Here is a 19,611-nt window from a genome sequence, read left to right on the forward strand (position 1 = left end):
TTTCAAAAAAACAAGCCATTTGTCAACGACAAATGGCTTTGTTTTTTAATTTGGAACTTGTTCTTTCTTAACTTTTGCTAAATCACGTGTTAAATGGTGAACAATTTTTAACCATTCTTTTTGTGCAAGGCCTTTTGTATTAATAACAACCTTCACTTTCTTTCCTTCCATACCTAGGCTAACCATTCTGCCAAACTCATTACCTAACATAAATAGTTTTTGACCGTCCACAGTGGCGCTAGCTTCTTCAGATAATAAAATTGTAACGTCTTGTTTTGATTGAGTAATGGATTCCACTAAGTTCGTATTGGCATATACTTTTGTTTCAGCTACCGTAAATAAATGCATCACTTCAACTGGGTATTCACCAAAACGATCAATCATCTCATCTTGTAAGTCTTGAATATCGTCAAACGTTTCAATAGCACGGAAGCGCTTGTACATTTCAATTTTCAAACGTCCATCTGTAATGTATTGATCCGGTATATATGCATCTAGGTCCAGATTAATTTCAACTTGTACTTTCTTTTTCTGCTCATCGGTGCCGCGTCGTTCCTCAATAGCTTCCTTAAGCATTTGGGAATATAAATCAAAACCAACTGAATCAATAAATCCATGTTGCTGTGCCCCGAGAAGGTTTCCGGCACCTCGAATAGATAAGTCACGCATTGCAATCTTAAATCCTGAACCAAGCTCTGTAAACTCTTTAATTGCTTGTAACCTTTTCTCAGCGACTTCTGTCAATACTTTATCTTTATGATACGTAAAATATGCGTAGGCAACGCGGTTAGAACGTCCCACACGCCCTCTCAGCTGGTACAGCTGCGATAATCCCATTTTATCTGCATAATTAACAATAAGTGTGTTAACGTTTGGAATATCAACACCTGTTTCAATAATTGTTGTACTAACCAACACATCATATTCGCCTTCTAAAAAACTTAAAATAACAGCTTCTAGTTCTGTTTCATTCATCTTACCATGAGCATACGTTACGCGAGCATCAGGTACTAACATTGAAATTTCTTCAGCTTTTCTTTCAATATCTTCAACCCTGTTGTATAAAAAATATACCTGGCCATCTCGAGCCAACTCTCGTTCTATTGCTTCACGAACTAATACAGGATTATACTCTACCACATAAGTTTGAACAGGAAAGCGATTTTCAGGCGGAGTTTCAATGACCGATAAATCCCTGACACCTAGCATTGACATGTGCAGCGTACGTGGAATTGGCGTAGCAGTTAGCGTTAGTACATCTACATTGGCTTTCATTTGCTTGATTTTCTCTTTATGAGTTACGCCAAAACGTTGCTCTTCATCAATGATTAGTAATCCTAAGTCTTTATATACTACATCTTTTGATAATAAACGATGGGTTCCAATTACAACGTCAACCGTACCGTCCTTTAAACCTTTAATTGTTTCTTGCTGCTGCTTTCGACTTCTAAAGCGGCTTAAAAGCCCAATATTAATTGGATAGTCTTGAAATCTTTCTCGAATCGTTTCAAAGTGCTGTTGAGCTAGAATCGTTGTTGGTACCAGTATTGCGACTTGCTTCCCATCTGTAACCGATTTAAAAGCAGAACGAATAGCGACTTCCGTCTTTCCATATCCAACGTCCCCACATAGTAAGCGATCCATTGGACGTTCTTTTTCCATATCCTTTTTGATTTCTTGAATAGAACGAAGCTGGTCTTCAGTTTCTTGATATGGAAATGAAAGTTCAAATTCACGCTGTAGATCTCCATCTGGAGAAAAAGCGTATCCTTTGCTAGCTTCACGCTCTGCATACAGTTTAATTAAATCATCAGCAATATCTTGGACAGAAGATTCTACTTTACGTTTAACCTTCTTCCAATCGTTACCACCTAATTTATATACTTTTGGCTCTTTGCCTTCAGACCCAACGTATTTTTGCACCTGATCGATTTGTTCAACAGGAACATATAATTTATCAGAGCCCTCATATTTAATATGAATATAATCTTTATGATTTCCATTTATTTCAAGAGTCTCCATACCTAAGTATCGACCGATTCCGTGATTGACGTGCACAACATAGTCGCCAACATTTAACTCAGAATAGCTCTTAATACGCTCAGCATTAGATAGTTTTTGACGTCTTTTTGTCTTTTTCACACGCTTTTTAAACAGTTCCTCTTCTGTTAACACTGCGAGCTTTTGCATTGGCAGTTCAAACCCAGCTTGAAGATCTCCTTCGATGACTTGAACGATTCCTGGCATTAGCTGGCCATCACCGTCTAGGATAGCGGCTTCAATATCATAATCAGCTAATACACCTTCTAACTTAGTAACTCGTTCACGGTCTGCTCCAAGCATAACAATTGTGTAGTTTGCTTTTTTCCAGCGCTCAATTTCTCCTTTTAACAAATTCATCTGTCCATAAAACTGTTGCATTTGCTTATATGAAATAGTCACGATATTTTGCGGGTTTGTATATGAAACATGCTTTAGAAATAAAGATGTGTAAATGAGCTGATGCGGTGTCGATTGAATTAACCCTGCCAACGGATGTGAAAGCTGTACATCTCGCACAATCTGACCTTGTCCCAAAAGCTCTGTTACCCATTCACCTTCTTCATTATCTAATTGTTCGGAAGTCTCTTGAATACGAGTTGTCTCATCAAAGATAACAACTCCACCTTCTGGAAGATAATCTAGCAAACTAGCGGGCTGCTTATAGAACAGAGACAAGTACTTAAACATGTTATCTAATGACTGTCCTTGTTTTAATTGTTCAATTTCCCCTTGAATGTTTTCAACCAGTCTTTCCTTTATGGTTTTGTCTTTTACTTTGGCTAAGCTATCACTTAAACGCTTTTCAAGTTCGACTGTTCCATCTTTTAACTCATCCTCTGAAAAAATGAACTCTGTAGCAGGCCCAATGCTAATTTCATCTAGTTGCTTTTGAGAACGCTGGTCTTCAAGCGTAAAGGTACGAATAGAATCAATTTCAGTATCAAAAAGCTCAATTCGAACAGGAAGTTCCTCTGTTAACGGGTAAATATCAATAATTCCCCCACGTACGCTAAAATCCCCTGGAGCTGAAACCATTGACACTCGTTCATATCCTAGTTGAATTAACTTTTGCAAATGATGGTCAACATCAATATCATGACCACTTTGAAATACTAACTGAGTTTGTTCCCATCTGGCTTTAGGTGGAAGGATTTTTCTTACTCCTGATACGGTTGTTACAACAATACCAGATTGTTTATGACTCCAATGATTTAGCGCTTCAATCCTTTGTGCTTTTAACTCTGGACTAGCAATTCCTACTTCTGTTGCTACAAGATCATTAACCGGATAGAGAAACACATCTTTGCTCGGTAAAAGATGTACTAAATCTTCATACACCTTTTGAGCCTGAAATAAGTTATGGGTAACCACTAATAACGGATAGCCTTCGTTTTCATTCAGCAATCCCATCAAAACTGAACGTGCTGAACCAGAAATTCCTGTTATTAATTGTTCTTTTAGACCTTCTTTTAAGCTATTAACAATTGTATTTATTTCATTATTCTCAACAAAACGTTGTATAATCCCTTTCAAGGAATTCCCTCCTCCCATGTTGCTATGTAAGTAAATAGAAAAATGCTTTGGTATATAACCAAAGCTTTTTATTGTATAAATGTTTCATACTGATGATAGTCTGGGTTTCGATCTAAAGCTTCCTGGCAATCCTCACAAATTGTTTTAACAGTTAAATCGCCATTTGCTTGGTATTGAACTAGTTCTTGCCTTTCATCAGCTGTTAAATGATGAAAGCCTAGTTTTTCTGTGCTATATTCTTTCCCTTCTATCATACCGACTTTTGCATGACAATGTCTACAGAAATAATGAATAGACAGAATAAAGCCCTCCTAAATGTTTTATTGTTAGTATTAGCATTTAGGAAGAGCTTTATTCCTGTTAATTATATCGATTCATTACTTCTAGGAATGGTTTAGACAACCATTCTTCAGTAGCTTTAACGGATTTCTCTATAGCTCCATTCATTTCGACCATCTCTTCAGATGTAAATCGTCCAAGTACATAGTCCACAACTTTCATGCCGTTTTTAGGGCGATCAATGCCGATTCGAACACGGTTGAATTCTTGTGTTTTTAAGTGCTGAATAATTGATTTAATTCCATTGTGGCCACCTGCACTACCTTTTGTTCGTAAGCGTATTTTTCCACAGGGCAAGTCTAAGTCATCGTAAATAACAACCAAATCTTCCACATCAATATCATAATACTCCATCAGTGGACGAATGCTTTCTCCTGAGAGGTTCATATATGTTAATGGTTTTAATAAAAGGACTTTCTCTCCTCGTACCATTCCCATGCCATACAATCCATTAAATTTTGTGCGATCCAACTTAATATCAAAGTAATCTGCAAGTTCATCAATTGTCATAAAACCAATGTTATGACGTGTTTGATCATACTCTTTTCCAGGGTTACCTAATCCAACAATTAATTTCAACGAAATGCTCCTTTCTCTTTAAACACTCTATCCTTCTTATTATAATCAATTCATCATAAAAGGCGTAACCTTTTGGTTACGCCTTTGTATTATTCTTCGTCTTTTTGTTCAGTTGCTTCTACTTCTTTATTTTCTTCATCACCTTGTTGTTCTCCACTATCAGGTAATTCCTCTTGTTGTGGAGGTAATACTGAAGCCACTGGCTCTTCAAGATCTTGTGTAATTTCAATTTTACCATCTACTTTTACATCCTGTAGAGTTAATACATCATTAATCCCCAGCTCAGTTACATCTACATCAATTGATGATGGAATATTTTGCGGTAAACCTTGAACTGTTACTTCGTATAGTGACTGCTGTAATACGCCACCTTCTTTTGTACCTTTAGCTTCTCCAACTAATGATAGAGTAACTGTAGACTCAATTTCTACCGACATATCAACAACTTGAAAATCAGCGTGTACGATTTCATTTTTTAATGGGTCAGTTTGAATATCATGCAAGATAACTGAATGTTTGTTCTTGCCGACATGTAACGTTAATACGCCATTTCGACCTGCTTCGCGAATTGTTTTAATAAACTCAGCGCTATTTAAGTAAATTGACGTAGGCTCTACTTTATTACCGTAAACAACTGCTGGAAAATTACCCTCTTCACGAATTTTTCTATTTACAGAGTTTTGAAAGCTTGTTCTTTCTTTTGCCTCAATTGAAATACTCATATTTTTCACCTTCCAGTATGTTTTCTATATTAAAATGTACCCTATTTAGAAAGTGATTAAACCTCAAAATCAAATTAATTTGTAGCAATGCTATGCTTAGCATAAAAAAAAGCCTCTTTCACAAGGAAAGAAGCTTCTTTTCAACCCATTAATCGAATAGTGTGCTCACTGACTCTTCTTCATGAACACGAATGATTGCTTCAGCCATTAAAGGTGCAACTGAAAGCTCTGTTACTTTATCAATTTTCTTTTCTTCTGTTAAAGAAATTGAGTTTGTAACTGCTAATTCTTTAATCTTAGAATTTTGGATACGCTCAATTGCAGGTCCTGATAGGACTGGATGTGTACAACATGCATATACTTCTTTTGCACCTGATTCAATAAGTGCGTTTGCTGCCAATGTAATGGTACCAGCTGTATCGATCATATCGTCAATTAAAATTGCCGTTTTGCCTTCTACTTGACCGACAATATTCATTACTTCTGCAACGTTTGGACGCGGACGACGCTTATCAATGATAGCAATTGGTGCTTTTAAACGTTCTGCTAAACGACGTGCACGTGTTACACCACCATGGTCTGGAGACACGATGACAACATCATCAAGGTTTTTGCTCTTGAAGTATTCACCTAGAATTGGAACACCTACTAAGTGATCAATTGGAATATCGAAGAAACCTTGAATTTGTGGAGCATGCAAGTCTAATGTGATGATACGAGTCGCACCAGCTTTTTCAATAAGGTTTGCTGTTAATTTAGCTGTGATTGGTTCACGAGCGCGTGCTTTACGATCTTGGCGAGCATAACCGTAGTAAGGAATTACAATGTTAATTGTTTTAGCAGATGCACGTTTTAAAGCATCAATCATAATAAGTAACTCCATTAAATGTTCGTTAACAGGTGCACTTGTTGATTGAATAATGAATACATCGCAACCACGAATACTTTCTTCAATGTTAATTTGAACTTCTCCGTCGCTAAAACGGTCTACAGAACACTTTCCTAATTCAACACCAATCACCTTAGCAATTTCTTCAGCTAAAGCCTTATTAGAATTTAACGTAAACAATTTCAAATTTTCATCAGCATATACATTTGGCATTTTGTTGTAAAACCTCCGTTAGGATTTTTTATTAATATCAAGCTTTTCAGCGTAGTTCTCTTTATTAACTTGTTTTGCACGAGCAATTGATAAAGCTTTACCTGGTACATCATCTGTAATTGTAGATCCAGCAGCTACATAAGCGCCTTCTCCAATCGTTACTGGTGCAATTAGATTTGAATTGCAACCAACAAATGCACCATCTTGAATCTTAGTTAAAAATTTGTTTTTTCCATCGTAATTAACGGTAATTGATCCGCACCCCAAGTTTACATCCTGACCTACTTCTGCATCCCCAATATAACTTAAATGTGAAGCTTTACTTCCTTTACCAAATGATGCTTTCTTAATCTCGACAAAATTTCCTATTCTCACTTCATCATCAATCATAGACTGTGGGCGAATATGCGCAAACGGTCCAATTGTTACAGATTGACCAATTTCACTGTTGTGAGCGACTGAATGGCGAATAGATGTATTATGTCCGATTTGGCAATCTTTGATTTCGCTGTTAGGTCCGATTTCACAGTTCTCACCAATAGATACAGCACCTTGAATGACTGTTCCCGGGTAAATAACCGTATCGCGTCCAATAACTGTATCCGCTGAAATATATGTGTTAGAAGGGTCGATAATTGTTACTCCGTTTAACATATGTTTCTTATTGATACGCTTTTTCATTGTTTCTTCTGCCTGTGAAAGCGCAAAGCGATCGTTTACACCTAATGTTTCAGCAAAGTCACTTGTTTGATAAGCAGAAATGATTTCACCTTCATTTTTTAAAATCTCAATAACATCCGGTAAATAATACTCACCTTGAACATTGTTATTTGATACTTTTGAAAGCGTCTCAAATAGCTTTTCATTATCAAAGCAATACGTACCTGTATTAATTTCTTTTACTGCTCGCTCCTGTTCAGTTGCATCCTTGTGCTCAACTATCTTTTCAACTGACGCAGAGCTATTACGAATAATTCGCCCATATCCAGTTGGATCTTGAGCATGAGCTGTTAAAATTGTTGCTTTGGCATTTGTCTCTTCGTGATGCTTAAGCAACGCTTCAATTGTTTCCGTTGTAATAAGTGGCGTATCACCACAAACAACAATTGTCGTACCCTTTTCATGTGCAAGTAAAGATTCTGCTTGCATGACTGCATGAGCTGTTCCTAATTGCTCTTCTTGCAAAGCAAATAAGCTTTTATCTCCAACATGTGATTTCACTTTTTCGGCACCATGGCCTACAACAGTAATTAGTTTACTTAACGAAACGTTTGACACTTGGTCAATTACATGTTGTACCATTGGTTTTCCACACACAGGGTGTAACACTTTATATAAAGATGACTTCATACGTGTACCCTGACCAGCTGCCAATATGACTGCATATCTTTTTGACATAACAGGCCTCCAATTTTACCTTTTTATCCATTAAGAATATTATATCAAAAATGACCTCATTTCAAGAAATCATTCGAAAGTCATTCATTTTATTTTAAAATTTTGTTAAATTTTTATAATGAAGAAATTTTATGGATAAAAGAGGAGGACAAAATAAAAAGCCTACTGTTAAGTAGGCTTTTAATCTATCATATTTTATGAAGCACCCGCTTCTTCAAATTCAACTTCTAGTTCACCTAATCGATGATACTCTGCTAAAACAGCATCTTGAATTTTTCCGCGAGTATTAGAATTAATTGGATGTGCAATATCGCGGAACTCACCATCAGGTGTACGTTTACTTGGCATTGCTACAAACAAGCCGTTATTACCATCAATCACTCGAATATCATGAACAACAAATTCACCATCTAATGTGATTGAAGCAATCGCTCTCATACGTCCTTCAGTGTTTACGCGGCGTAATCTTACGTCAGTTACTTCCATTTTGTTCACCACCTTTTCCTATGCGAAGCTTTACTACATAAATTCCACGGAATTTTTGTTTTTCCTGCCTCTACAGAAAAGTTTTTAGAAAATTTTCGCAAAAAAAGTGAACAATTGGAAATAATTTGGTTTTAGTTCGTTAATTTATCCTTTGACTAACGCAACTACTTCAATTTCAACTAAAACATCTTTTGGTAATCTTGCTACTTCCACACATGAACGTGCAGGCTTATGATCACCAAAGTATTGTCCATAGACTTCATTAAGGTCAGCAAAATTATCCATATCCTTGATGAATACCGTTGCCTTTACTACTGTATTTAGTGAAGCACCAGCTTCTTCTAGAACAGCTTTAAGGTTTTGAAATACTTGTTCAGTTTGTGTTTTGATATCCCCTTCAACTAGCGTGCCGTCTGGGCGTAAAGGAATCTGTCCTGAACTGTAAAATAAATTATTAACAACAATCCCCTGAGAATAAGGCCCAATAGCCTGCGGCGCTTGCTTTGTTTGAACTTGTAACATGATTCTTTCCTCCCCAACCTTAGATATATTTTAAATAATTTCCTTCCTGTACGGTGATATGTTTCTCTTTTATGTTAACATCTTTCAGTTGTACAAGAGAAATGTATTCATCAACTAGGCGCTCTTCAATATCCTCTGACTCAACTAATACACCGATTCCAGCAACCGTTGCATCAAACTCTTCAAGCAAGCTAATCATCCCATTAACTGTTCCGCCTGCTTTCATAAAATCATCAATAATTAAAACGTTTGAACCCACAGCTAGACTTCTCTTAGCTAGCAGCATGGTTTGAATACGCTTTGAAGAACCCGATACATAATTAATACTTACAGTTGAACCTTCAGTTACTTTACTATCTCTTCTTACCACCACAACCGGTACATCTAGATATTGCGCTACTGCATAAGCAACCGGAATTCCTTTTGTTGCCACAGTCATAACTACATCAATTTTGCGATTAGCAAATAAAGATGCATATAAACGACCAATCTTATTAACAACACGAGGATCTCCTAAAATATCTGTGAGGTACAAATATCCACCGGGTAATAATCGCTCTGGTTTTTCAATCATCCCACATAGCTCTTCAACAAGTTGACTCGCTTCTTCATTCGACATCTTTGGCATAAATTTAACGCCACCAGCTGCCCCTGGTAAAGTAACAAGCGTACCAATACCTTGTTGTTCAAAAGTTTGCTTTATAATCGCCATATCTTCACTTATAGATGATTTTGCAGAGTTATATTTATCTGCAAAATATGTCAGAGGAATAAGGCGCTGAGGGTTTTGAATGAAATAATTCGTCATATCAATTAAACGTCCACTCCGTCGAAACTTCATAACTTCCTCCCTAAAATCCGAATATTATATTATGAATATAACATTAATATACGGATTTATTCAAGCGTTATTCGTTCTCCAATAAGTCGGACAGCATATACCTTATCACAGAAACCTCGTAAACCGTTATAAATACGGTGCATGCGAGAATCATGCTGTACAAGGCCAAAAACTGTTGGTCCGCTACCGCTCATGAGAACTGCATCTGCTCCAAACCTCTTCATTTGTTCTTTGATTAATGAAACTTCCGGATGCATCTTTAACGTTACTTCTTCTAATACATTTCCTACAGATTGACACATCTTTTCGTAATCTCCTGTATCAATTGCTTTAATCATACCTTCTACATTAGGATGACTCACATTTTGCACCTTTAAATTACGATATACGTCTGCTGTGGATACACCTATTTCTGGCTTTGCTAATATCACCCAGCAGTTTGGAGGTGCTTCAATATGTTTGATTACTTCTCCTCTTCCTGTTGCAAGAGCTGTGCCACCATATACACAAAACGATACATCAGAGCCAATTTCTGCTCCAAGCTCTGCTAGCGTGTCTAGAGACAAACCTAAGTCCCATAACTGGTTTAGCCCTCTAAGAGTAGCTGCTGCGTCACTGCTTCCTCCTGCTAATCCCGCTGCTACAGGAATTTGCTTATCGATTAAGATATTGACACCCTTATCCACTTTATAACGTTTTTTAAGCAGCTGTGCAGCTTGATATGCTAAATTTCGCTGGTCATCAGGAACAAAACGATTATGTGAATAAATAACAATTCGACCATCTTCACGTTCAGAAAGCTCAATACGATCTGCTAAATCAATCGTTGTCATGACCATCTTAACTTCATGATAACCATCCGTACGCTTATGTAACACATCAAGGGATAAGTTTATTTTGGCTGGTGCCTTAACCATTAACTTCATAAATCTTTCACCTACTTCATCTAATCAATTGTAAAGTTATTTTATCACAAAATGAGAAGGTTTATATATCTTTACATAAACAGTGTATAAAAGTATAAAAACCACTAAAAATCCGAAGTGATTTCCACTTCGGATTATCATTACTTTATTCTAGAAAAACAAGTAGAGCATGTTCGTCACTTAAGACTTAGCCAACTGTTCTTTTGCTATTTCTATGGCACGCTTTACCATATTACCTGCATCTTTGGAATGAATAGCACCCCATCCATCGCTTTTTACAACATCATAAAAGTTAAGTTCTTTAGCCAATTCTTCTTTACATTTTGTTGACATAATACCTCTACGTCTGCTCATTTAGTAAAGCCTCCTTTAAAACTCCTCAAACCTTACTTATAGTATAAATCACCAAAGAGGGAGTATGTTTTGAAAAAAAGCCCAATAAAAAAAGCAGCAAACCAAAAACGTCCACTGCTCATCGCTACGTACTATATTACTTTTGGTTTAAAAAAACTTTAGCTCAACTGTTTCAGTTAACACGTCGGCATAGCTATAAGAAACTCTTTCTAAAGAGTTTTCTTCTTGATCTAGCTCCACAATAAAAACAGAAGGATACGTCTCAGTTAAGACTCCTGAACGCTCTACCGTTTTTCTTCGTCCACCGTTCGCTTTTAAAGTCAATCGTTGACCTAGGTGCAAATCCAGCGCTTGCTTAATATCAGATAAAGTTTTCGCCATATTGGTCCACCTCACTATACGTAGTGTAACACGAAAAAATAAAAAAGTCAAAAACATAAAATTATAACAATGTATATCTAATGATGTCAACAAATAATTTTCTACATAAATCTACATTTCCTTTCTATTTTGTGCAAACAACTCCATAATATGTATAAGTTTTACATTTATTTAAAATAATTCTTCTAAAAGAAACGTATAACATTGAAACTTATTTATAATATAGATAAAAAAACTGCTATACAAAAGGGATGAATCCTCTTTTGCATAACAGATTGACGTTCATTATTCAGCTTCATAAGGCATTCCCGTTCGTAAAAGACCTCTTGTTTCTATTCCACCTAATCCCTTTGCACCTGTTAGTGTATTACGCAATACATCCCACACATTAATGCGATCATTAAAAGGGGTGAAGCTTAGCTTTGCTACAACATATACAGGGTCTAAAGCATGAATGTTGACCCTAGATGGAGAACTTGCAAAATTTGCACCTGCTTGTATTAGCTGTTCAAAATGAGATTGACAAGCGCCGGCAAAAATCACGAGCTGATCTAGATTGGCAATTTTACGCCTTGCCTCGTACACCGTTTTCACATAATATTTCGAGTGGCGATAGGCTAATAAGTCATTTTTATTACCTTTTGATTTTGAATAGGCATCATGACCAGTTAACACTAAAATATCAGGTCTCACTTCTTCTAACAAAGCACCTATTTTATTTGGCATTTCTGCTTCTGTACAATGTACACCATATACCGGAACACCTATCTTTTCATACACTGCTAAACACTTCTGTAAATAGTTAGGGTCTCCATCTACATGTAGCACCTTACCTGGCATCTGAAAAAGGCGGTGTGAATGATTATACCCATTTGTCATACCATATTCGGCTTTTTCTCGAATGAGGTCGTAGTCTTGGCTTAACAGCTTTAGAGACCTCTCTAACAGTTGCTCTTCTTGTTCTTTTCGTCGCTGTTGCTCTTGAACATCTACAACTTCTAAATCGGATAAAGGAGCATCAGCAATAAGGCGGATATCTTCTCCAATTAATGTTGCATATTGTTCCTCACCTTCATTAACCGCAATTACGCGAAATAACAAATCACGATCATAAGAAGGACGTGTTACAATATCACCAATTTTGATATTCATAAACTTCACTCCGTCTTTACTACTTAAAAGCTAAATATTCAACTCTCTTCATAGCCTATGAACACGAAGCAAAAAGGTGATTATTCTATGCGAACGATTTTCCTAGCTCATCGCTTAACTTGCCAAACTCTTCAATTGATAATGTTTCTCCTCTTCTTTTTGGGTCGACTGAAGCTTCCGAAAGAGCTTGTTCAATGGCAGCTTTATTTGCTTTTCCATTTGGTAGATTATTTACTAAATTATTTAAAATTGTTTTACGTCTTTGACCAAAGCTTGCTCTAACAACTTTAAAGAAAAAGGATTCATTTTTCACCTTTACGGCTGGTTCATCACGTCGAATTAAACGAATAACAGCTGAATCAACGTTTGGTTGAGGGTTAAACACTGTCTTTGGAACAATCATAACTGTTTCAGCTTCTGTATAATATTGAATAGCAATAGAAAGAGAACCATATTCTTTTGTTCCTGGCTTTGCTGCAATACGGTCAGCTACTTCTTTTTGCAACATAACAACAATTCCTCGAACTGGAATCTGTTCCTCTAACAATTTCATTAAGATTGGGGTTGTAACGTAATAAGGCAAGTTCGCTACTACCATTAAGTCTTCAATACCTTCAAACTCTTGTGCTAAGGTTTCTTTCAAATTAGCTTTAAGTACATCCTGATGAATGACTTTAGCGTGTGGGTACGGTGAAAGTGTATCAGCCAAAATTGGTAACAAACGTTGGTCAATTTCAAAAGCCAATACTTTTTTTGCACGCTTCGCCAATTGCTCAGTTAAAGCCCCAATTCCAGGACCAATCTCAATAGCTCCTGTCTCTTCTGTCAACTCAGCATGATCAACAATACGATTTAAAATGTTAGTGTCAATTAAAAAGTTTTGTCCTAGGCTCTTTTTAAACGTAAATCCATATTTCTTTAAAATTTCTTTCGTACGAGTTGGGGTTGCAATATCTTTTGTCACGACTTTTGTTCCTCCTGATTAATTTTCTGAACAGCTTTGATAAACTCATCTTTTGAAATTTGAAACATTTTTAATCTTTTGTGTAGCTGCTTTCCGTTCGCATAACCAATTTTAAGGAATTTACCTATTCTCTCACGTCTAATTTTTGCTTCGCTATCTCCTACTAAGCGAGCAACAATTAAATCCTCTTGTGTAATTTGCTCATCAATTCCCTGCCATTCTTGCTTTACGTCTTGTAGAGCTTGTCTAATATCTTCAATAGACGCATGCTCAACGCCTATACCTTTTCCATTTTTACCTTTTGCTTGTTCTTTTGATAAAAATGCATGCTTACATCCCGGAACTTGCTCTGAAACAATATTACGAATACGCTGACCTGGATAATCAGGGTCTGTAAAAATAATAACGCCTCTCGTTTGTTGTGCTAGCTTTATCTTTTCAATGGTTTCATCGTTTACGGCTGAACCGTTCGTCTCGATTGTATCAGCTTGTACTGCTCGACGAATTGTAACAGTATCATCCCTACCTTCAACCACAATTATTTCCTTAATCTTCATTATGAACCTCCTCAAAAATGAAGCCTTTTTCTTCATTTTGCATCTAACCTGTCAGTATGAAATCAACTGAAAAAAAGCAGAGGATTGTAAGACCCTCTGCAAGTGTTACTACATTTTAATACTTTTTATTTTAACATTGTTTTAAGCCAATAGATATGTTAAACATTTAATCATGAATTCGGAATAATTTTAGCGCATTTTCAGTAGTATGCTTTGCTAGTTCGTCGTAACTAATACCTTTTAATTCTGCAATCTGCTCTGCTACATATGAGACATATGCTGGTTCATTTCTCTTTCCTCGATAAGGATGAGGTGTCAAATATGGACAGTCTGTTTCTATTAATAATTTATCAAGAGGAATTTCAGTTGCGACTTCTTTCGGCTTCTTCGCATTTTTAAACGTGACAGGTCCGCCGAATGAGATATACATATTCATATCCATACACTGTTTGGCAACTTCAATACTCCCTGTAAAGCAATGCATGATGCCACCAACTTCTTCAACAGACTCTTCTTTTAAAATAGTTACAACGTCTTCTGTTGCATCACGGTTATGAATAATGATTGGAAGATTTACTTTTCTTGCTAAACGAATTTGTCTACGAAATACTTCTTTCTGTATATCTTTAGGTGACTTATCCCAATGATAATCTAATCCCATTTCTCCAATAGCTACTACTTTAGGATGTCCTGCTAATTCTTCAATCCAAGCTAAATGTTCATCTGTCATATCAATAGCATCTACAGGGTGCCAACCAACACTAGCATACATAAAGTCATACTTTTCAACAAGTTCCATCGCTCGATTAATGGTTGGTTCATCAAATCCAACCACGACCATTTTTTCTACATTACGTTCTTTTGCTCTTGCAATAACGTCTTCTAAATCATTATTAAATTGTTCTGCATTTAAGTGTACATGTGTATCAAATAACATATTACTTCTCCTTCCATTTACGAAATAAAAAAGGGCTTTCCCGTGTTCCACGTGAAACGCCCCCTTTTTTATTATTTTACTTTAGTTCCGTTACTTAGAGATTGGTCAACCTCGGCAAGTGATAAGCCATTCGCATCTTCACCCGCTAAGATCATTCCCTGTGAAAGTTCACCACGTAATTTGACTGGCTTTAAATTTACAATGCAGATAACTTTACGGCCGATGAGATCTTCAGGCTTGTAGAACTTCGCAATACCTGATACAACTTGACGTTTTTCATAGCCTAAGTCTAGCTGAATCTTTAATAACTTATCCGCTTTCTTTACAGGCTCAGCATGAATAACTTCCGCTACGCGTAAATCTACTTTTAAGAAGTCATCTAAACCAATTTCTTCGCTTTGTTCTGGCTGAACATCTTCTTTCTTCTCTTCCTGTGTTGGTAACGAACTTAACATTTTTTCTTTAATAAATGTGATTTCTTCGTCACGATCAAGGCGTGGGAACATTGGTTCACCTTTTTCCACTTTTGTTCCTTCACGAAGCATATTAAATGCTTCAATGCTTTCCCAACTCTTTAACACATCTTCTTTTACTCCAATTTGTGCAAAGATTTTTTCTGGTGTTCTAGTTAGGAATGGCTGTAACAGAACAGCAGTATGGCGAATAGCTTCGGCTAAGTGTACCATTACTGAAGCTAACTCATTACGGTTCTCTTCGTCCTTAGCAAGAGCCCAAGGTTTAGTTTCATCAATATATTTATTTGTACGACTCACATATTGCCAAACCGCTGATAAAGCTACAGAGAACTCCATATTTTCCATGGATTCTTCGTACTTTTTCACCATATCTTTTTGAGCTTGTACAAGCTGACCATCAAACTCTGTTACATTACCTTCATACATAGGAATGACACCGTCAAAGTATTTATTAATCATTGCTACTGTACGGTTAACTAAATTCCCAAGGTCGTTGGCTAAATCAAAGTTAATACGCTCTACAAACGCTTCAGGGGTGAACACTCCGTCTGAACCGAATGGGACTTCTCTTAATAAATAATAGCGTAAAGCATCCAAGCCATAGCGATCAATTAATGTTACTGGATCAACAACGTTTCCTTTTGACTTAGACATTTTACCATCTTTCATTAATAACCATCCGTGTGCAAATACTTTTTTTGGAAGAGGCAAATCTAATGCCATTAAAATAATTGGCCAATAAATTGTATGGAAGCGAACAATTTCTTTTCCTACAAGATGAACATTAGCCGGCCAGTATTTTTTGTATAACTCGTCATTTTCAGTACCGTACCCCAATGCTGTAATATAGTTTGATAATGCATCAACCCATACATAAATAACGTGCTTAGGATTTCCAGGTACTTTAATACCCCAATCAAAAGTTGTACGTGAAACAGCCAAGTCTTCTAACCCTGGCTTAATAAAGTTATTAATCATCTCATTTTTACGAGATTCTGGCTGAATAAAGGTCGGATTTTCTTCATAAAAAGCTAATAAGCGATCTGCATATTTACCCATTTTAAAGAAATAAGATTCTTCTCTTACTAATTCTACCGGATGACCGCTGTCTGGACTTTTTCCGCCCACTACTTTTCCATCTTCAATAATCGGATCTACTAACTGAAGTTCTGTATAGTAAGTTTCGTCAGGAACTGAATACCAGCCCTCATATTCATCTAGGTAAATATCACCTTGTTCTAGTAAACGATTGAAGATTTTATCAACAACCTCTTTATGTCTAGATTCTGTTGTACGAATAAAATCATCATAGGATATATCCATTTTCTCCCACAACTCTTTAATCCCTGCTACAATATTATCTACATACTGCTGAGGAGTCACATTATCTTCTTCTGCTTTGCGCTGAATTTTTTGTCCATGCTCATCTGTACCCGTTAAATAACGAACATCAAATCCTCTTAACCGTTTATAACGAGCCATTGCATCTCCTGCAACTGTTGTATACGCATGTCCTATATGTAATTTACCACTTGGATAATAAATTGGTGTGGTAATGTAAAACGTGTTATTTCCCATTTATATAACCTCCAAAATCCGTTTAAGCACTTCCAAAATACAGAGTGATGTATTTCAAGAAAAAATGAAATCAACTATTTATTCTATCTTCTATAATACTATTTTCTAGGACGTTTTGAAAACCATCTAGCTAAAGACATTAGAAATTTAAATAAAAGCTATTTACTCCTACCATTTTTGCCTCTTTCATAGATAAAATACCCTATTAATTTTTGAATCAACTTGAATGAAAGTAGCTTTTTGTCTTTTTTTGTCGAAAGAATGAATTTTCGATTAAAAATGCTTGAATTCAATCATCTTTACATCAAATATATTATGTTATTTTTTTCAATATACTACCTAAAAATATTACTTATATCTTTCATAAACCCTTTTATATAAGTGTTTTTATATTTTTTTATTTCCATCTACATTTTTTTACATACAAAATGATTGACTACTTTTGGAAACGTTGGTATTATAAAAGTACGTTGAATTTGTCGAATAATGACGAAAGTAATGACATAGAAAACTAAGAGTTGAGAGGGGAAAACAAGATGAAATCTACAGGTATTGTTCGTAAAGTTGATGAGTTAGGACGTGTAGTAATTCCAATTGAATTACGCCGTACATTAGGGATTGCTGAAAAAGATGCGTTAGAAATTTATGTTGATGAAGAGCGTATCATTTTAAAGAAATATAAACCAAACATGACTTGCCAAGTAACTGGTGAAGTTTCAGATGAAAATATTCAATTAGCTGGTGGTAAGCTAATTTTAAGCCGTGAAGGTGCAGAACAAATTATGAAAGAGCTTGAAAATAATCTACAATCTTCAAACTAAAAAAAAGCTGTCGTTAGACAGCTTTTTTAATTTATATGATATTCACTATATATCTCTCTTTTTGATTGATTACGATCTTTTGCTACTTGTTTGATAGCATCCTTATTACTGAATTGCTGATCATTTACATAATAGTCCACATGTTCAATAATCGTTAACTCTGTCCACCAAGCCTCTGTTTCTTCTACAATTTCTTCAGTTGTTCCTGACACAATGAAACAAAACTCTCCTCTCAGCTCTGTTTCGTTAGCCCAAGTTATTGCTTCTTCGATATTCCCTCTCAAAAACTCTTCATAACGCTTTGTTAACTCTCTACATAATACAATTTCTCGGTTTCCAAATGCTTCAAACATCAACTTCAACGTCTCTTTTAAACGGTGAGGTGCTTCATAAAAAATCATTGTTTCTTTTTTCATAGATAAAAGCTGAAGTTCTTCCTTTTTATGTTTTTTATTTCGATTTAAAAAACCGTAAAAATAGAATTGATAAGTAGGTAGTCCCGAAGCAATCAGAGCTGTCAATGCAGCATTAGCACCTGGTAAAGGAATAACAGTACAACCTTTGTTTGCCGCTTCTCTTACTAATTCATATCCTGGATCAGAGACACATGGCATACCAGCATCGCTCACAAGACCAATTTTAAGACCTTTTTCTAAATCTTGAATCAGCTTTTCTGTTTTCGTCTCTTTATTATGGTCATGATAGCTAACAATTGGTGTCCCAATCTCAAAATGATTACACAGCTTTTTTGTATGTCTTGTATCTTCTGCAGCAATATAATCTACTTCCTTTAATAATCGAATTGCGCGAAATGTCATATCTTCTAGATTACCAATAGGTGTTGGAATTAGATATAATACCCCTTTGTCTTCAATTCCTTCATAGCTCTTTTGTGAGTTCATGACTTTTCTTCTGCTCCTTTAGGATATATTGCTCTTTCTGCTTACGACTTAACTGTTTAAACCAGTATTCTTTTCTCATGGCTTCAGTTTTTGTCTTGTACTCTTCATGCCATAAAAGGACAACTGGTAAACGACTTTTAGTATATTTAGCGCCTTTGCCACTGTTATGAACAGCTAAACGCTTATTCAAATTATTTGTGTATCCTGCATAATAACTTTGGTCTTTACATTCTAATACGTAAAAGTAATGCTTAGTTTGTTCCATACAAAATTTCCTTTAGCTCGTTTGTATATTCATTATCTTCCTTATAAACAACGAGTGGTGGAAGGATTTTCAAGTCTGCATTACCATCTTTAATCCCTTCAATTAAAATGGTATTTGCCTCTTTGTTTTTCTTTGGGTAGATAAACTGTAAGCGTTTTGGCTCTAAGCGGTATGCCCTCATTAACGTAATAATATCAACAAGTCGACCAGGTCGATGTACAAGTGAAACCTTTCCTCCTTGCTTTACTAATTGACTACTTACACGAATCACATCTTCTAGATTACAATGAATTTCATGTCTAGCAATTGCATAGTGCTCATTCTTATTTTGTTCATCAACTTTAGGCGTAGGAAAATAGGGTGGATTACATGTTACTACATCATATTTTCCATGTCCTAATTTCTGTGGCATGTCTTTCAAATCGCCTAGAACAACGTTAATTTGATTACTTAAATTATTGTAATCAACACTTCTAGTAGCCATGCTAGATAAACGCTCTTGAATTTCTACACCTGTAATCTTAGCATTCGTTCGTTTTGATAAAAATAAAGGTATAACGCCGTTCCCTGTACATAAATCAATAATATTACCTTTCTTTATCGGTACATAAGCAAAGTTTGATAGCAAAACAGCATCTAATGAAAATGAAAAGACAGAATGACTTTGAATAATACGCATACTTTCATCCGCTAACAGATAATCAAGTCGTTCATCTTCATATAATTGAACCAT

At 35.9% G+C, this 19,611-nt stretch carries 21 protein-coding genes; 1 reads left to right on the plus strand and 20 read right to left on the minus strand.

Translation table 11 applies throughout. The features are described from left to right. Positions 1-45: 45 nt before the first annotated feature. The 17 genes from mfd to metG form a co-directional block, all read right to left on the minus strand. On the minus strand, positions 46-3,576 hold the full coding sequence (mfd, locus tag V2145_RS17165) for a transcription-repair coupling factor (RefSeq protein ID WP_094913124.1): 3,531 nt from the start codon (positions 3,574-3,576) through the stop codon (positions 46-48). A gap of 68 nt (positions 3,577-3,644) precedes the next feature. Continuing rightward, positions 3,645-3,875 carry an anti-sigma-F factor Fin family protein gene (locus V2145_RS17170; RefSeq protein ID WP_094913125.1) on the minus strand — a complete coding sequence of 77 codons (231 nt, stop codon included), beginning with the start codon at positions 3,873-3,875 and terminating at the stop codon, positions 3,645-3,647. A 61-nt stretch (positions 3,876-3,936) separates the two neighbouring features. Further along, the gene (gene pth, locus V2145_RS17175) at positions 3,937-4,494 is read right to left on the minus strand and encodes an aminoacyl-tRNA hydrolase (protein WP_094913126.1); all 558 of its coding nucleotides are present in this window, start codon (positions 4,492-4,494) and stop codon (positions 3,937-3,939) included. 89 nt (positions 4,495-4,583) lie between these two features. Then, on the minus strand, positions 4,584-5,216 hold the full coding sequence (locus V2145_RS17180) for a 50S ribosomal protein L25/general stress protein Ctc (protein ID WP_094913127.1): 633 nt from the start codon (positions 5,214-5,216) through the stop codon (positions 4,584-4,586). 148 nt (positions 5,217-5,364) lie between these two features. Next, positions 5,365-6,318, minus strand: a complete 954-nt coding sequence (locus tag V2145_RS17185) for a ribose-phosphate diphosphokinase (protein ID WP_131888596.1) — start codon at positions 6,316-6,318, stop codon at positions 5,365-5,367. Positions 6,319-6,336: 18 nt separating this feature from the next. After that, a complete protein-coding gene (gene glmU, locus V2145_RS17190) occupies positions 6,337-7,716 on the minus strand; it encodes a bifunctional UDP-N-acetylglucosamine diphosphorylase/glucosamine-1-phosphate N-acetyltransferase GlmU (protein ID WP_094913129.1) in 1,380 nt (459 codons plus the stop codon). Positions 7,717-7,911: 195 nt separating this feature from the next. Beyond that, a complete protein-coding gene (gene spoVG / locus V2145_RS17195) occupies positions 7,912-8,202 on the minus strand; it encodes a septation regulator SpoVG (RefSeq protein ID WP_094913130.1) in 291 nt (96 codons plus the stop codon). Between the two features lie 144 nt (positions 8,203-8,346). After that, positions 8,347-8,724: a 2-iminobutanoate/2-iminopropanoate deaminase gene (ridA, locus tag V2145_RS17200; RefSeq protein ID WP_094913131.1), complete on the minus strand. Its 378-nt coding sequence runs from the start codon at positions 8,722-8,724 to the stop codon at positions 8,347-8,349. A gap of 19 nt (positions 8,725-8,743) precedes the next feature. Further along, on the minus strand, positions 8,744-9,565 hold the full coding sequence (gene purR, locus V2145_RS17205) for a pur operon repressor (protein WP_094913132.1): 822 nt from the start codon (positions 9,563-9,565) through the stop codon (positions 8,744-8,746). A gap of 56 nt (positions 9,566-9,621) precedes the next feature. Continuing rightward, positions 9,622-10,491, minus strand: coding sequence for a 4-(cytidine 5'-diphospho)-2-C-methyl-D-erythritol kinase (ispE, locus tag V2145_RS17210; protein WP_330988029.1), 870 nt, complete (start codon positions 10,489-10,491; stop codon positions 9,622-9,624). Positions 10,492-10,671: 180 nt separating this feature from the next. After that, positions 10,672-10,845 (minus strand): protein sspF, encoded by a 174-nt coding sequence (locus tag V2145_RS17215; protein ID WP_094913134.1) that lies wholly within the window; start codon positions 10,843-10,845, stop codon positions 10,672-10,674. A 147-nt stretch (positions 10,846-10,992) separates the two neighbouring features. Continuing rightward, positions 10,993-11,226 carry a biofilm formation stimulator Veg gene (veg, locus tag V2145_RS17220; protein ID WP_025909819.1) on the minus strand — a complete coding sequence of 78 codons (234 nt, stop codon included), beginning with the start codon at positions 11,224-11,226 and terminating at the stop codon, positions 10,993-10,995. Between the two features lie 285 nt (positions 11,227-11,511). Continuing rightward, entirely contained in the window at positions 11,512-12,378 is an 867-nt protein-coding gene (yabG, locus tag V2145_RS17225) for a sporulation peptidase YabG (RefSeq protein WP_311859905.1), read from the minus strand. Positions 12,379-12,463: 85 nt separating this feature from the next. After that, positions 12,464-13,342: a 16S rRNA (adenine(1518)-N(6)/adenine(1519)-N(6))-dimethyltransferase RsmA gene (gene rsmA / locus V2145_RS17230; protein ID WP_094913136.1), complete on the minus strand. Its 879-nt coding sequence runs from the start codon at positions 13,340-13,342 to the stop codon at positions 12,464-12,466. Next, complete coding sequence (gene rnmV / locus V2145_RS17235) at positions 13,339-13,899, minus strand: ribonuclease M5 (RefSeq protein WP_094913137.1); 561 nt, start codon at positions 13,897-13,899, stop codon at positions 13,339-13,341. The genes rsmA and rnmV overlap by 4 nt, the downstream gene beginning before the upstream one ends. Positions 13,900-14,065: 166 nt before the next feature. Further along, complete coding sequence (locus tag V2145_RS17240) at positions 14,066-14,836, minus strand: TatD family hydrolase (RefSeq protein ID WP_094913138.1); 771 nt, start codon at positions 14,834-14,836, stop codon at positions 14,066-14,068. A gap of 71 nt (positions 14,837-14,907) precedes the next feature. Beyond that, positions 14,908-16,890 (minus strand): methionine--tRNA ligase, encoded by a 1,983-nt coding sequence (metG, locus tag V2145_RS17245; protein ID WP_094913139.1) that lies wholly within the window; start codon positions 16,888-16,890, stop codon positions 14,908-14,910. A gap of 536 nt (positions 16,891-17,426) precedes the next feature. On the opposite strand from metG, the gene V2145_RS17250 reads away from it, so the two are divergent. Next, entirely contained in the window at positions 17,427-17,711 is a 285-nt protein-coding gene (locus V2145_RS17250) for an AbrB/MazE/SpoVT family DNA-binding domain-containing protein (protein ID WP_025909813.1), read from the plus strand. A 26-nt stretch (positions 17,712-17,737) separates the two neighbouring features. Here the strand turns inward: V2145_RS17250 and rsmI are convergent, their stop codons facing one another. The 3 genes from rsmI to V2145_RS17265 are packed head-to-tail and all read right to left on the minus strand — an operon-like array spanning position 17,738 to position 19,611. Continuing rightward, positions 17,738-18,613: a 16S rRNA (cytidine(1402)-2'-O)-methyltransferase gene (gene rsmI / locus V2145_RS17255; RefSeq protein ID WP_094913140.1), complete on the minus strand. Its 876-nt coding sequence runs from the start codon at positions 18,611-18,613 to the stop codon at positions 17,738-17,740. Then, positions 18,591-18,878 (minus strand): GIY-YIG nuclease family protein, encoded by a 288-nt coding sequence (locus tag V2145_RS17260; RefSeq protein WP_210611388.1) that lies wholly within the window; start codon positions 18,876-18,878, stop codon positions 18,591-18,593. The genes rsmI and V2145_RS17260 overlap by 23 nt, the downstream gene beginning before the upstream one ends. Further along, complete coding sequence (locus tag V2145_RS17265) at positions 18,865-19,611, minus strand: tRNA1(Val) (adenine(37)-N6)-methyltransferase (protein ID WP_094913142.1); 747 nt, start codon at positions 19,609-19,611, stop codon at positions 18,865-18,867. Before V2145_RS17265 ends, V2145_RS17260 begins: the two co-directional genes overlap by 14 nt.

Origin of the sequence: Priestia sp. GS2, from assembly GCF_036409025.1 — a bacterium.
Taxonomy (GTDB): Bacteria; Bacillota; Bacilli; order Bacillales; family Bacillaceae_H; genus Priestia; species Priestia aryabhattai_A.